Source organism: Tepidimonas alkaliphilus, from assembly GCF_007556595.1.
GTDB classification, from domain to species: Bacteria; Pseudomonadota; Gammaproteobacteria; order Burkholderiales; family Burkholderiaceae_C; genus Tepidimonas; species Tepidimonas alkaliphila.
Map to the genome: position 1 here is coordinate 339,825 of NZ_VJNB01000001.1, position 13,153 is coordinate 352,977.

Genomic DNA, 13,153 nt, shown 5'->3' on the forward strand with positions numbered 1-13,153 from the left:
TCGTGGCTGAAATTGAAGGCACCGTGGTCGGCCACCGCGACGGTCATGGTTTTGTCGTGCGCGACGACGGGCAGCCTGACATCTACTTGCCTCCCAACGAAATGCGCGCGGTGCTGCACCGCGACCGCGTGCGCGTGCGCATCATGCGCCTCGACCGGCGCGGCCGCCCCGAGGGGCGCGTCACCGAAATCCTGGCGCGTCCCTCCACGCCCATCATTGGCCGGCTGCTGCACGAAAACGGCGTATGGCTCGTGGCGCCAGAGGACAAGCGCTACGGCCAAGATGTGCTGATCCCCAAAGGCGCCACGGGGGCGGCTCGGCCCGGGCAGGTGGTGGTGGTGGAGTTGACCGAGCCGCCGGCGCTGTATGGCCAGCCCGTGGGACGCGTAACCGAAGTCCTGGGCGACATCAACGACCCCGGCATGGAAATTGAGATCGCCGTGCGCAAATACGGCGTGCCGCACCAATTCTCTGAGGCAGCTTTGGCGCAGGCTCGGGCGCTGCCGGACAAGGTGCGCGCGGTCGATCGCCGTGGACGGGTGGACTTGACCGACGTGCCGCTGGTGACGATCGACGGCGAGGATGCGCGCGACTTCGACGACGCCGTCTACTGCGAGCCGGCGCGAGTGGGCCGCGGCAAGGGCTGGCGGTTGCTGGTGGCGATTGCCGACGTCAGCCACTACGTGCGCAACGGCTCGCCGCTGGACATCGACGCCTACGAGCGCGCCACCAGCGTGTATTTTCCGCGCCGGGTCATCCCGATGCTGCCGGAAAAGCTCTCCAACGGCCTGTGCTCGCTCAATCCGGGCGTGGATCGGCTGTGCATGGTGTGCGACATGCTGATCGACGCCAAGGGGCTGGTGCAGGCTTACCAGTTCTATCCGGCGGTGATGCACAGCCACCAGCGCTTTACCTACACCGAGGTGGCCGCCATCCTGCAGAACACGCGCGGCCCCGAGGCGCAGCGCCACGCGCACCTGGTGCCGCACCTTCTGAACCTGCACGACGTCTTTCGCGCGCTGCTGCGCGCGCGCGAGGCGCGCGGCGCGGTGGACCTGGAGACGGTGGAGACGCAGATCGTCTGCGACGAGGCCGGCCGCATCGAGCGCATCGAGCCCCGCACGCGCAACGACGCGCACCGCCTGATCGAGGAGGCGATGCTGGCGGCCAACGTCTGCGCCGCGGACTTCATCGCGCGCCATCAGCACCCCTGCCTCTATCGCATCCACGAGCCGCCCTCGGCCGACAAGGTCGAGTTGCTGCGCGAGTATCTGAAGGCACTCGGGGTGCCCGCCAGCCTGCCCGATGCCCCAGCGCCGCGCGATTTCCAGGCGCTGTCCAAGGCCACGGCCGATCGCCCCGACGCGCCGCAGATCCACCAGATGCTGCTGCGCTCGATGCAGCAGGCGATGTATTCGCCGCACAACGTGGGCCACTTCGGGCTGGCGTTTGAAGCCTACACCCACTTCACCAGCCCGATCCGGCGCTATCCCGACCTGCTGGTGCACCGCGTCATCAAGGCGATCCTCAAGGGCGAGCGTTACCACCTGCCGGCGCTGCCGCTGCCGGGCGAAGCGCAGGCCAAGCTGGCCAAAAAGCTGCACGAACGCGACGCTTCGAAAGCGATGCCGCGCAGCCGGCCATCCCCGGAGGTGCTCGGCTGGGAGGCCGCCGGCCTGCACTGCAGCGCCAACGAGCGCCGCGCCGATGAGGCCAGCCGCGATGTGGAGGCGTGGCTGAAGTGCCAATTCATGCGCGAGCATTTAGGCGAGGAGTTCACCGGCACCGTCAGCGCGGTGACGAGCTTCGGCCTGTTCGTTACGCTGGATGCGCTCTATGTGGAGGGCTTGGTGCACATCACGGAGCTTGGGCCGGAGTATTTTCACTTCGACGAGCGGCGCCAGGAATTGCGCGGCGAGCGCACGGGGACGCGCTACACGCTGGGCGCGCCGGTGCGGGTGCAGGTGAGCCGGGTGGATCTGGACGGGCGGCGCATTGATTTTCGGCTGGTGCGCCACGATGCGGCGCAGGAGCCGCGTGGTTCGACGCCGGCGCGCCAAGGGCGAGGCCGCGCGCCGGTCGAGCCGGATGAGCCGCCGGCGCCGATGTCGGCGCGCCCGGCGCGCGGCGGCTCGGCGTCGCGCCAGCGCGGCAAGGCCGCTTCGAGCCCCGCCGCGCGAGGGCCCACGCCGCGCCGTTAGCGCTTACCATCGAGGTTGCCATGCGCATCGCTCTGTTTTTGCTCGACACGCTGTTCTTCTTTTTGGTGGCGGCGGCGCTCTTGCGCGGCTGGATGAACACGCGCCGGCTGCGCATGACGCAGCAGCCAGGCCCGTTCGTCATCGCCGTCACCGACTGGATCGTGCAGCCGCTGCGGCGCGCCTTGCCGCGCCGCTGGGCCCAGGCCAACACCGACTGGGGCAGCCTGCTGGCGGCACTGCTGCTGTCGCTGGCCCACGCGGGGCTGTTGGCGCTGATGACCGGCCTCGACGATCCGCTTCGCTTGGCCGGGCTGGCGCTGCACTTTCTGCTGCGCACGGGGCTGCAAGGGCTGATGGTGTTGTTGCTGGCCTACGCGGTGCTGTCCTGGGTGCAGCCGATGGCGCCAGTGCTGGGGCTGCTGGGCCGCCTGCTGGAGCCGCTGCTGACGCCGGTGCGCCGCGTCATTCCCACCGTCGGCGGGGTCGATTTGTCGGTGCTGGTGCTGCTGATCGGGCTGCAGGTGGCGCTGATGCTGCTGGGCTGATCGCGGCGTGCCGAGCGGCGCGGATCAGATCAGCCCCTCGAACATCAGCACATCGACCTCGTCGCCTGGCGCGACGTCGCCCTGGTCGTGGTGCAACACGATCAGGCCGTTGGCCTCCACCATCGAGCGCAACACGCCCGAGCCCTGCTGGCCGGTGGTGCGCACCTGCAAGCTTCCGTCGGCGGCGCGCGTGACGATGCCGCGCTGGTATTCGGTGCGCCCGGGTTTCTTGCGCATCGGCTCGGCGCTGCGCGCGCGCAGCGGGATGGGCGCCGCGGCTTGCGCCCCCATCAGCCGCAGCAGCGCCGGCCGCACGAACATCAAGAACGTCACCATCGCCGCCACCGGGTTGCCCGGCAGGCCAAACAGCAGCGTGGCGCGGCCTTGCCCCTCCAGCTGCCCGACCGCCATCGGCCGGCCCGGCCGCATGGCGATGCGCCAGAACACGACGTCGCCGAGCCGGCGCATCACCGCCTTGGTGTGGTCGGCCTCGCCCATGCTGACGCCGCCGCTGGTGACGACGGCGTCGGCCTGCGCCGCCGCCTGCCGCAGCGCCGCCTCCAGCGCCGCGGGGTCGTCGCGCACCACGCCCAGGTCCAGCACCTCCACGCCGAGGCGGCGCAGCAGCGCGGTCAGCGTGTGGCGGTTGCTGTCGTAAATGGCGCCGGGGCGCCACGGCTCGCCGAGGCTGAGCACCTCGTCGCCGGTGGAAAAGTACGCCACGCGCGCACGGCGCGTCACCGTCACCTCCGGCAGGCCGAGGCTGGCCAGCAGCCCCAGCGCCGCCGGCCCCAGGCGCTGCCCGGCGTGCAGCGCGGGCCGGCCGGCGGCCAGGTCCTCGCCGCGCAGGCGGCGGTGGTCGCCGGGGCGCACCACGCCCGCCGGCACCGTGATCGTGCCGTCGCCGCCGTCGGCCACGAACTCCACCGGCACCACGGTGTCGCAGCCGGCCGGCATCACGGCGCCGGTCATGATGCGCACGCACGCGCCCGGCGGCACCGGCGCGCCCCAGCCCTGCTGGCCGGCGTAGCAGGCGCCCAGTACCCGCAGCCGGGTCGGCTCGGCGGGCCGCAGGTCAGCGCCGCGCAGCGCGTAGCCATCCATCGCGGCGTTGTCGTGCGGCGGCACGTCCATCGGCGACAGCACGTCGCGCGCCAGCACGCGATCCAGCGCCTGCGCCAGCGACACCGTCTCGGTCTGCGCCAGCGGCTGCACCAGCCGCTCCAGGAAGGCGCCGACGGTGTCGGCAGGCAACGCGTGCGGGTCGTAGCCCTGCAATTCGGCGGCGATCTGCTCCAGCGTCTTCATCGCGCGGGGGAGGGGACGGCGCCGGCGGTCTCCAGCGCCTGCAACTCGGACAGGGTGTTGATGTTGGCAAACGCCATGGGGTCGTCGTCCGGACGGTCGAACGGTACGACGACGCAGCGCTGCCGCGCCGTCCAGGCGTCGATCTTGCGCCCGCCGCTCTGCAGAAAGGCCTGCAGGTCGTCGAGCCGGTGCGCGCCGATCAGCGCGAACACCGGCTGCGGGCGCGGTGCGCCGCCGTCCTGCGGCGCGGCGGCCAGCGCGACGTCGGCCTGCGCCGCGGTGACGGCTTGCGCGAGCCGCTCAGCCAGATCGAGCGGCAGCAGCGGCGAGTCGCACGGCACCGTCAGCACCCAGGGCGTGGCGGCGTGCACGAGGCCGGTCAACATGCCGGCCAGCGGCCCGGCTGAGCCGTCCACCACGTCCGGCCACACCGGCACGCCCAGCGCCTCGTAGGCGGCCAGGTGCCGGTTGGCGTTGATCAGGCAGGGGCCGATCCAGCCGCCGCGCTGGCGCTGCAGCCGCAGCAGCGCGTGCAGCGCCAGCGGCGCGCCGCGGAAGGTCTGCAGGCCCTTGTCGATGCCGCCCATGCGTCGGCCTTGCCCGCCGGCCAGCACCACGCCGGTGACGCCGCCCGGGACGGGGGCGCTCCAGTGCGGGTGCGGGGCCAGCGCGGCGGTCATGCGCGTCAGCCCCCGATGTAGCTCATCTCGATGCGCCGCGCGGCGCGGCGCATCTCCGCTGGCAGCGAGGCGCGGATTTCGGAGTAGCGGTCGGCGCGCTGGCTCCAGATGGCGGCCAGCGACGCGGCGATCTCGGCGTCGCTGGCGCCGCCGCGCAGCAACGCGCGCAGGTCGTAGCCGCGCTCGGCGAACAGGCACAGGTAAAGGCGTCCCTCGGTGGACAGGCGCACGCGGTTGCAGTCGCGGCAGAACGCCTGCGTGACACTGCTGATGAAGCCGACTTCGCCCAGCGCCGGGTCGTGGCGGCCGTCGGCGCCGGCGTAGCCCCAGCGCTCGGCGGTTTCGCCGGGGCTGAGCGGCTTGAGCGGCACCAACGGGAACACTTGCTGCAGCCGCTGGCGCACTTCGGCGCTGGGCAGCACCTCGTCCATGCACCAGCCGTTGGAGCTGCCGACGTCCATGTACTCGATGAAGCGCAGCACGATGCCGCTGCCGCGGAAGTGGCGCGCCATCGGCACGATCTGGTCGTCGTTGGTGCCGCGCTTGACCACCATGTTGACCTTGATCGGCGCCAGGCCCGCCTCCTGCGCGGCGGCGATGCCGTCCAGCACGTCGGCCACCGGGAAGCCGACGTCGTTCATGCGCTGGAACACCGCGTCGTCCAGCGCGTCGAGGCTCACCGTCACGCGCTGCAGGCCGGCGTCGCGCAGCGCGCGCGCCTTGCGCTTGAGCAGGCTGCCGTTGGTGGTCAGCGTCAGCTCCGGCGCCGTGCCGTCCACCGTGCGCAGCGTGGCCAGCATTTCGATCAAGCGTTCGATGTCCTTGCGCAGCAGCGGCTCGCCGCCGGTCAGGCGGATCTTGCGCACGCCGTGCGCCAGAAACAGCCGCGCCAGCCGGGTGATCTCCTCAAACGTTAGCAAATCCGCATGCCGCAAGTAGGGATAGTCTTTGCCGAACACTTCCTTTGGCATGCAGTAGGCGCAGCGGAAGTTGCAGCGGTCGGTGACGCTGATGCGCAGGTCGCGCAATGGCCGCTGCAGCGCGTCCTGCAAATGTCCGGCCGGCGACATCGTCGCCTCAGGGCGGGGGGCGGCCAAGACACGGGCACGGGAGTCGTAAAGGGGAATGACACGCTCGGCCATGGTGCGCTAGATTATCGTCGTGCAGGGGCGATGCCGCGGTTAGGGTTATCGCGGCGCGGAGTGCCCCTAAGGAGCAGGCCATGGCTCTCCAACGGCGTCAATGGATCACAGGCTCTCTCTTGCTTGCCGTGGGCGCGGCGCGCACATGGGCGCAGCCCGCGGATGCAGCTGCTGCCGAGGCCAAAGCGCCGCCGTTGCCGCCGCTGGGTGCGCCGTGGACGGTGCCAGCCATGGACTTGCTCGATGGCGGTCGCTTTGAACCTGCACAGGCTGATGGGCAGCTGTTGGTGCTCTACTGGTGGGCCAGCACCTGCCCGTTTTGCGCGGCGACCACGCCGCACTTGAATGCGTTCTGGCAGCGCCATCGCCAGCAGCCTGGCTGGCAGTTGCTCACGCTGTCGATCGACCGCACGCGCGAGGCGGCGCAGCGTTACCTGCAGCAGCGCGGCTATGCTTTCCCTTGTGTCTGGGTGACGCCGCAAGTGCAGCGCGCCATGCCCAAGCCCAAAGGCTTGCCGGTGACGCTGGTGCGGGGGCGCGACGGGCGCATCCTGATGGCCGAGCGCGGGCAGCTGTTCAAAGAAGACATCGACGCCATCGCGCAGTGGCTGTAAGCGGTCGGACAGCTCCCAGGCCGTGGCGGCAGCCGCGGCAGCGCGACCGCCTACAATCCAGCCGTGCCCATCCTTGCGTGATGGGCGGTCTTGCGGGGCTGCGCTGATGCTTCTGTCTGTCTGCGCGCGCCCTCAACCGATGGATCCATCCAACTTCCAAGGTGCAGCATCATGTCGTTCGATCTCGTCCCCCCTGGCTCCCGGTGCCCCGACGCGTTCAACGTGGTGATCGAAATCTCCATGAATGGCGCGCCCATCAAGTTTGAAGTGGACAAGGCTTCGGGCGCGATCTTCGTCGATCGCTTCATGAGCACGGCGATGCACTACCCCACCAATTACGGCTACGTGCCGCAGACCCTCTCGGGCGACGGCGATCCGGTCGATGTGCTGGTGGTCACGCCGGTGCCGCTGCCGCCCGGGGTGGTGGTGCCGTGCCGGGCGCTGGGCATGCTGAAGATGGAGGACGAAAGCGGCGTCGATGCCAAGGTGTTGGCGGTGCCGACCGAGAAAATCTGCCCGCAATACAGCCACATCCAGCGCCTGGAGGATTTGGGCGGGGCCTTGCTGAAGACCATCGAGCATTTCTTTGAGCATTACAAAGACCTGGAGCCGGGCAAGTGGGTCAAGGTGCTGGGCTGGGCTTCGGTGGAAGAAGCGCGGCAGGAAGTAGCCTCAGGCGTGGCCCAATACCAAGCCAAGCGCGCCGCCCAATGAGGGCGCGGCGGTCGGGGTTCGGGGCTTGCGGCGCCCCTCGGAGAGTGCTTGAGGAAAGCCCATGGGGCTAAAGATCGCGGCGGCGCAGCTCAACCTGGTGGTGGGCGATCTGGTTGGCAATACCCGTCGCCTGGTTGAATCGGCGCAGGCGGCCTACGCTGCGGGCGCGCGCGTGCTGCTGACGCCGGAGCTGGCGATCTGCGGCTACCCCGCTGAGGACTGGCTGCTGCGGCCCAGTTTTGTGGCCGATTGCGAAGCCGCCGTGCGCGAGCTGGCTCGCTGCACGGCCTCGTTGCGCGGCTTGCACATGGTCGTGGGGCATCCTTGGCTTGCGCCAGCGCAGGATTCCGGCGGCTGCGCCCGCGCCTTCGGCGCCATCAGCTTCAACGCCGCCAGCGTTTTGCACGAAGGCGCTGTGACGCACCGCTACGCCAAGCGCGAGCTGCCGAACTATCAGGTGTTCGACGAGCGGCGCTACTTCATGCCGGGCCAGTCGCCTTGCGTGTTCGACGTGCACGACGGGACGCGGCGCTGGCGTCTCGGTCTGTTGATCTGCGAAGACGCTTGGTCGGCGCGCTGTGCCGTGGAGACCGCCGCTGCGGGAGCCGAGGCGCTGTGCGTGCTCAATGCCTCTCCCTACCACCGCGGCAAGGGGCGCGAACGCGAGGCCGTCATGCGCGCGCGGGTGGCCGAAACTGGACTTCCGCTGGTGTATGCCCATCTGGTCGGCGGGCAAGATGAGCTGGTGTTTGATGGCGGCAGCTTCGCGCTCGACGCGCAGGGGCGGCTGGCGGCCCGCGCGCCCGCGTTTGTGCAGGCTTGCTTGGAAGTCGAGCTGAGCGAGGGCGGCGCGGTGCATGGTCGCATCGCCCCTGCCAGCAGCCCTGAGCACGAGTTGTGGAGCGCGCTGGTGCTGGGCACCCGTGACTACATCGAGAAAAACGGGTTTCCGGGCGCCATCGTCGGCTTGTCTGGCGGGGTGGACTCGGCGCTGGTGCTGGCGATTGCGGTCGATGCGCTGGGGCCGCAGCGCGTGCGCGCGGTGATGATGCCTTCGCCTTACACGGCCGAAATTTCGTGGCTGGACGCGCGCGAAATGGCCGCGCGGCTCGGCGTGCGCTACGACGAGATCCCGATCGGGCCGCTGTTCGACGGCTATCTGGCGCAGCTGGCGCCGCTGCTGGAAGGCCGCCCGCCCGACACCACCGAGGAAAACCTGCAAGCGCGCATCCGCGGCACGCTGCTGATGGCGCTGTCCAACAAGTTCGGCGATGTGGTGCTGACCACCGGCAACAAAAGCGAACTGGCCACCGGCTACTGCACGCTCTACGGCGACATGGCCGGCGGCTTTGCGGTCATCAAAGATCTGACCAAGACCTGGGTGTGGCGCCTGGCGCGTTGGCGCAACGCGCACGACCCATTCGGGCGCGGCGCGCAGCCGATTCCCGAGCGCATCATCACGCGCGCGCCCAGCGCCGAACTGCGCCCAGGGCAGACCGACCAAGACAGCTTGCCGCCTTACGAGGTGCTGGACGCGATTGTGGAGCGCTACGTCGAGCGCGATGAGTCGCTGGAAGCGATCGTGGCCGACGGGTTTGACCGCGCCACGGTGGAGCGGGTGGTGCGCCTGATTCGCCTCAATGAATACAAGCGCCGCCAGGCGCCGGTGGGCCTGCGCGTGACGCCGCGCGCGTTTGGCCGGGATTGGCGCTATCCCATCACGCACCGTCGCCACCCCGGGTGAGGGCGTTGCCCAAATCCCTTGGGGATCGGAGTCTGTGCCGACCCCGGTATCATTGCAGCGTGATGAACCAACGCGGCCCGCGCCGGGTTTGAAGGCGGGGCCTTTGCCGAGCATGGAGAGCCGGAGTCCAGCACAATGAAGCAAATCACCGCCATCATCAAGCCGTTCAAACTGGAGGAAGTGCGCGAGGCGCTGGCCGAGCAAGGCGTCACGGGCTTGACGGTGACGGAAGTCAAGGGCTTCGGGCGGCAAAAGGGCCACACGGAGCTCTACCGCGGCGCGGAATACGTGGTGGATTTTTTACCCAAAGTGCGCATCGACGTGGTGGTGCGCGACGGGGATGTGGAGCGATGCATCGACGCCATCCTGCGCGCGGCGCGCACCGGCAAGATCGGCGACGGCAAGATCTTTGTCACGCCGGTGGAGCGCGTCATCCGCATCCGCACCGGCGAAGAAGACGACGCAGCGATTTGACAGACAGTTTGCCCGCTTTAAATGGCGCGCAGATCGGCGGCATCGACCCAGCCTGCGGCTTGCACCAACCGCGGCAGCAATGTTTCGGGGTGGTCGCCCACATCCACCAGCGCCAGCTGCTCCTCGCCGACGAAGCCCGCCGCGTGCGTCTGCCGCAGAAAGGCCAGCAGCCCGTCCCAATAACCGTTGGCGTTGAGCACGCCGATCGGCTTGGCGTGGTAGCCGAGCTGGCGCCAGGTCCAGACCTCAAACAGCTCCTCCAGCGTGCCTAGCCCCCCGGGCAGCGCCAGAAACGCGTCGGCGCGCTCGGCCATCAGGCGCTTGCGCTCATGCATGCTGGCCACCACATGCAGCTCGGTGCAGTCGTGCTTGGCGAACTCGCGCGCCACCAAGCTTTGCGGGATCACCCCAACGACGCGCCCGCCAGCGGCCAGCGTCGCGCTGGCGACCGCCCCCATCAGCCCGGCGTTGCCGCCGCCATAGACCAACTGGCCGCCGTGGCGTCCGATCCAGTGGCCGACCTGTTCGGCCAACTGCGCGTAGCAAGGCTCCGCGCCCAGGCGCGAGCCGCAATAAACGCACAGCGAAAACGCCGGGGCGGCGGTCATGCGCGCGCCTCCTGCGCCTTGGGCGCGGCGGCTGGCCGCGCGTCCACCAGCCGCGTGCCGGCCAGCGCGTCGTGCCAGAACTGCCGCTGCGGATGAAAGCGCGCCAGCAGCGCCCACACCGCGATCCAGCCGCCCAGCAGCACCAGCGCCTCCGGGGCGCTGAGGTCCAACAGCGCGCGCGCGGCCAGCGGCGGCCAGAACCACACCCACGCCAGCAGGTAGCGCACAAACGCCCGACCTTGCGACACCGGCCCGCCGTTGGCGGCCACGAGCCGGATGTGCCAGGTCTTCATCGCCAGCGTCTGGCCCTTGTGCCAGAACCAGGTGAAGTAGATGCCCAGCACCACGAACAGGAACGCCTGCAGCAGCTCGCGGTGTTGCAGCGCATGACGCTGCTGCGTCAAGGCCGAAAACAAATAGCCCGCGATGAAGACGACGCCAAACAGCAGCGTGCCTTCGTAAAGCCAGCAAGCCATGCGGCGTGCAAGGGAAGGCGTGACACGCCACGATGAGGGTGCGGTAGCCAAAGAGGGCGCAGCGGGACTCACGTCGGGCAGGTTTGGTGCGATAATGATTGCTCCTATTATCCACTTGGCACGGAAACGGGCCCCGGTCGGCGGTGTGACTGCCATGGCCGCAGGGTCCTAAGTCCCGAGGCCGCCTCACGAGGGCGCGACATCCAAGGGGCACCGGAGGTTCTTCGTGAGAGAAAAACTGAAAGGTTCAACGACATGAAAATCGCGCAAACCGAGCTGGCCTCTGCCGCCGCAGCCGCATCGCAACCGACCGCGGAAGAATTGATGGGCGCCGAAATTCTGGTGCGGTGCCTGCAAGCCGAAGGGGTGGAGTTCATCTGGGGCTACCCGGGCGGGGCGGTGCTCTACATCTACGACGCCCTCTACAAGCAAGATCGCATCCAGCATATTTTGGTGCGGCACGAGCAGGCGGCCGTGCACGCCGCCGACGGCTACGCGCGCGCCACCGGCAACGTGGGGGTGGCGTTGGTCACCAGCGGGCCAGGCGTGACCAACGCCGTGACGGGGATTGCCACCGCTTACATGGACTCGATCCCGATGGTGATCCTCACCGGGCAGGTGCCCACGCACGCCATCGGGCAGGACGCGTTCCAGGAGTGCGACACGGTGGGCATCACGCGCCCGATCGTCAAGCACAATTTCCTGGTCAAAGACGTGCGCGACCTGGCGCTGACGATCAAAAAGGCGTTTCACATCGCGCGCACAGGCCGCCCCGGCCCGGTGGTGGTGGATATTCCGAAAGACGTCTCGTTCAAGAAGACCGCCTTCACCGGCTACCCCGAGTCGGTGACGATGCGCTCCTACAACCCGGTGCGCAAAGGCCACGGCGGCCAGATTCGCAAGGCGGTGCAGTTGCTGCTCAGCGCCAAGCGCCCCTACATCTACACGGGCGGCGGCGTGATCCTGGGCGACGCCGTGGCCGAGCTGCGGGAGCTGGCAAACCTGCTGAACTTTCCGGTCACCAACACGCTGATGGGGCTGGGGGCGTTTCCGGCCACCGACCGGCGTTTCCTCGGCATGCTCGGCATGCACGGCACCTACGAGGCCAACAACGCGATGCAGCACTGCGACGTGCTGCTGGCCGTGGGGGCGCGCTTCGACGACCGGGTCATCGGCAACCCGCGCCACTTCGCGCAGGTCGAGCGCAAGATCATCCACATCGACATCGACCCCTCCAGCATTTCCAAGCGCGTCAAGGTTGACGTGCCGATCGTCGGCGACGTCAAGGAGGTGCTGACCGAGCTGATCGCGATGTTGCGCGAGGCTGGCCGCAAGCCCGACGAGCAGGCGCTGGCCCAGTGGTGGGCCACCATCGAGGGCTGGCGCGCGCGCGACTGTCTGAAGTACGACCGCGACAACACCGAGGTCATCAAGCCGCAGTATGTCATCGAAACGCTGTGGAACCTGACCAAGGACGACGACGTTTACATCACCTCCGACGTCGGCCAGCACCAGATGTGGGCGGCGCAGTTTTACAAATTCGATCGCCCGCGGCGCTGGATCAACTCAGGCGGGCTCGGCACCATGGGGGTGGGTATTCCGTATGCCATGGGCATCAAAATGGCGCGCCCCGAGGCCGATGTATTCTGCATCACCGGCGAAGGCTCGGTGCAAATGTGCATCCAGGAGCTTTCGACCTGCTTGCAATACAACACCCCGATCAAGATCCTGTCGCTGAACAATCGCTACCTCGGCATGGTGCGGCAGTGGCAGGAAATTGAATATTCCGGCCGCTACAGCCACTCCTATATGGACGCGCTGCCGAACTTCGTCAAGCTGGCCGAGGCTTACGGGCATGTCGGCCTGCTGGTGGAGCGGCCGCAGGACGTCGAGCCGGCGCTGCGCGAGGCGCGCCGGCTGAAGGATCGCACGGTGTTCATCGACTTTCGCACCGACCCGACCGAAAACGTCTGGCCGATGGTGCAGGCCGGCAAGGGCATCACCGAGATGCTGCTCGGCAGCGAGGATCTGTAAAAGCCTTCTTCGCGGGCCGCCGCATGGCGGCTGTCTTGAGAGGAATCTATTGGCCATCGAGCCGGCCCTTTACCGAGGACCGGGGAGGGTGGTCGAAAAGAGGAATCCGTAGGTATGAAACACATCATCGCGGTTTTGCTGGAAAACGAGGCCGGAGCCCTGTCGCGCGTGGTCGGGTTGTTCTCGGCGCGGGGCTACAACATCGAGTCGCTCACCGTCGCGCCGACCGAGGATCCGTCGTTGTCGCGCATGACGATCCAGACCACGGGTTCGGACGATGTCATCGAGCAGATTACCAAGCACCTCAACCGCCTGATCGAGGTCGTCAAGGTCGTCGATCTGACCGAAGGCGCCTACACCGAGCGCGAGCTGATGCTGGTCAAGGTGCGCGCGGTCGGCAAGGAGCGCGAGGAAATGAAGCGCATGGCCGACATTTTTCGCGGCCGCATCATCGACGTCACCGACAAGAGCTACACGATCGAAATCACCGGCGACCAGAGCAAGTGTGACGCCTTCCTGCAGGCCATCGATCGCAGCGCGATCCTGGAGACGGTGCGCACCGGCGCCTGCGGCATCGGCCGCGGCGAGCGCATTCTGCGCGTCTGAGCGAGGC

13 protein-coding genes are annotated in these 13,153 nt (G+C 68.5%); 8 read left to right on the forward strand and 5 right to left on the reverse strand.

Going from position 1 to position 13,153, the window contains the following annotated elements; translation table 11 throughout:
• The first annotated feature begins 2 nt into the window (after positions 1-2).
• Positions 3-2,201, forward strand: coding sequence for a ribonuclease R (gene rnr, locus Talka_RS01620; RefSeq protein WP_185970021.1), 2,199 nt, complete (start codon positions 3-5; stop codon positions 2,199-2,201).
• A gap of 20 nt (positions 2,202-2,221) precedes the next feature.
• Positions 2,222-2,746: a YggT family protein gene (locus Talka_RS01625; protein ID WP_143889328.1), complete on the forward strand. Its 525-nt coding sequence runs from the start codon at positions 2,222-2,224 to the stop codon at positions 2,744-2,746.
• Between the two features lie 24 nt (positions 2,747-2,770).
• On the opposite strand, the gene moeA is transcribed toward Talka_RS01625, so the two are convergent.
• Genes moeA through moaA form a run of 3 tightly spaced genes read right to left on the reverse strand, consistent with a single transcriptional unit; the run spans position 2,771 to position 5,876 of the window.
• Entirely contained in the window at positions 2,771-4,054 is a 1,284-nt protein-coding gene (gene moeA, locus Talka_RS01630) for a molybdopterin molybdotransferase MoeA (protein ID WP_143889330.1), read from the reverse strand.
• Positions 4,051-4,734 (reverse strand): molybdenum cofactor guanylyltransferase MobA, encoded by a 684-nt coding sequence (gene mobA / locus Talka_RS01635; protein ID WP_143889332.1) that lies wholly within the window; start codon positions 4,732-4,734, stop codon positions 4,051-4,053. Before mobA ends, moeA begins: the two co-directional genes overlap by 4 nt.
• Positions 4,735-4,739: 5 nt before the next feature.
• Entirely contained in the window at positions 4,740-5,876 is a 1,137-nt protein-coding gene (gene moaA / locus Talka_RS01640; protein WP_143889334.1) for a GTP 3',8-cyclase MoaA, read from the reverse strand.
• An 80-nt stretch (positions 5,877-5,956) separates the two neighbouring features.
• On the opposite strand from moaA, the gene Talka_RS01645 reads away from it, so the two are divergent.
• The 4 genes from Talka_RS01645 (at position 5,957) to Talka_RS01660 (ending at position 9,422) form a co-directional block, all read left to right on the forward strand.
• Entirely contained in the window at positions 5,957-6,490 is a 534-nt protein-coding gene (locus tag Talka_RS01645; protein ID WP_143889336.1) for a TlpA family protein disulfide reductase, read from the forward strand.
• 171 nt (positions 6,491-6,661) lie between these two features.
• Positions 6,662-7,204 carry an inorganic diphosphatase gene (ppa, locus tag Talka_RS01650; protein ID WP_143889338.1) on the forward strand — a complete coding sequence of 181 codons (543 nt, stop codon included), beginning with the start codon at positions 6,662-6,664 and terminating at the stop codon, positions 7,202-7,204.
• Between the two features lie 61 nt (positions 7,205-7,265).
• Entirely contained in the window at positions 7,266-8,948 is a 1,683-nt protein-coding gene (locus tag Talka_RS01655) for an NAD+ synthase (protein ID WP_143889340.1), read from the forward strand.
• Between the two features lie 135 nt (positions 8,949-9,083).
• Complete coding sequence (locus Talka_RS01660) at positions 9,084-9,422, forward strand: P-II family nitrogen regulator (RefSeq protein ID WP_143889342.1); 339 nt, start codon at positions 9,084-9,086, stop codon at positions 9,420-9,422.
• A 17-nt stretch (positions 9,423-9,439) separates the two neighbouring features.
• Here the strand turns inward: Talka_RS01660 and Talka_RS01665 are convergent, their stop codons facing one another.
• Positions 9,440-10,030 carry an LOG family protein gene (locus tag Talka_RS01665; protein ID WP_143889344.1) on the reverse strand — a complete coding sequence of 197 codons (591 nt, stop codon included), beginning with the start codon at positions 10,028-10,030 and terminating at the stop codon, positions 9,440-9,442.
• Positions 10,027-10,506, reverse strand: coding sequence for an RDD family protein (locus Talka_RS01670; protein ID WP_246100521.1), 480 nt, complete (start codon positions 10,504-10,506; stop codon positions 10,027-10,029). The genes Talka_RS01665 and Talka_RS01670 overlap by 4 nt, the downstream gene beginning before the upstream one ends.
• 255 nt (positions 10,507-10,761) lie before the next feature.
• Between Talka_RS01670 and Talka_RS01675 the strand changes: the two genes are divergently transcribed.
• Both Talka_RS01675 and ilvN read left to right on the forward strand, forming a co-directional pair.
• Positions 10,762-12,540 carry an acetolactate synthase 3 catalytic subunit gene (locus tag Talka_RS01675; RefSeq protein WP_143889348.1) on the forward strand — a complete coding sequence of 593 codons (1,779 nt, stop codon included), beginning with the start codon at positions 10,762-10,764 and terminating at the stop codon, positions 12,538-12,540.
• A gap of 114 nt (positions 12,541-12,654) precedes the next feature.
• Positions 12,655-13,146 (forward strand): acetolactate synthase small subunit, encoded by a 492-nt coding sequence (gene ilvN, locus Talka_RS01680; RefSeq protein WP_143889350.1) that lies wholly within the window; start codon positions 12,655-12,657, stop codon positions 13,144-13,146.
• Positions 13,147-13,153 lie beyond the last annotated feature (7 nt).

Excerpts from the sequence above, each read along its gene's own strand:
- Talka_RS01665 (WP_143889344.1), bottom strand. The coding sequence starts at position 10,030 with ATGACCGCCGCCCCGGCGTTTTCGCTGTGCGTTTATTGCGGCTCGCGC.
- Talka_RS01655 (WP_143889340.1), top strand. The coding sequence starts at position 7,266 with ATGGGGCTAAAGATCGCGGCGGCGCAGCTCAACCTGGTGGTGGGCGAT.
- Talka_RS01660 (WP_143889342.1), top strand. The coding sequence starts at position 9,084 with ATGAAGCAAATCACCGCCATCATCAAGCCGTTCAAACTGGAGGAAGTG.
- Talka_RS01675 (WP_143889348.1), top strand. The coding sequence starts at position 10,762 with ATGAAAATCGCGCAAACCGAGCTGGCCTCTGCCGCCGCAGCCGCATCG.
- ppa (WP_143889338.1), top strand. The coding sequence starts at position 6,662 with ATGTCGTTCGATCTCGTCCCCCCTGGCTCCCGGTGCCCCGACGCGTTC.
- moeA (WP_143889330.1), bottom strand. The coding sequence starts at position 4,054 with ATGAAGACGCTGGAGCAGATCGCCGCCGAATTGCAGGGCTACGACCCG.
- Talka_RS01645 (WP_143889336.1), top strand. The coding sequence starts at position 5,957 with ATGGCTCTCCAACGGCGTCAATGGATCACAGGCTCTCTCTTGCTTGCC.
- mobA (WP_143889332.1), bottom strand. The coding sequence starts at position 4,734 with ATGACCGCCGCGCTGGCCCCGCACCCGCACTGGAGCGCCCCCGTCCCG.
- Talka_RS01670 (WP_246100521.1), bottom strand. The coding sequence starts at position 10,506 with ATGGCTTGCTGGCTTTACGAAGGCACGCTGCTGTTTGGCGTCGTCTTC.
- moaA (WP_143889334.1), bottom strand. The coding sequence starts at position 5,876 with ATGGCCGAGCGTGTCATTCCCCTTTACGACTCCCGTGCCCGTGTCTTG.
- ilvN (WP_143889350.1), top strand. The coding sequence starts at position 12,655 with ATGAAACACATCATCGCGGTTTTGCTGGAAAACGAGGCCGGAGCCCTG.
- Talka_RS01625 (WP_143889328.1), top strand. The coding sequence starts at position 2,222 with ATGCGCATCGCTCTGTTTTTGCTCGACACGCTGTTCTTCTTTTTGGTG.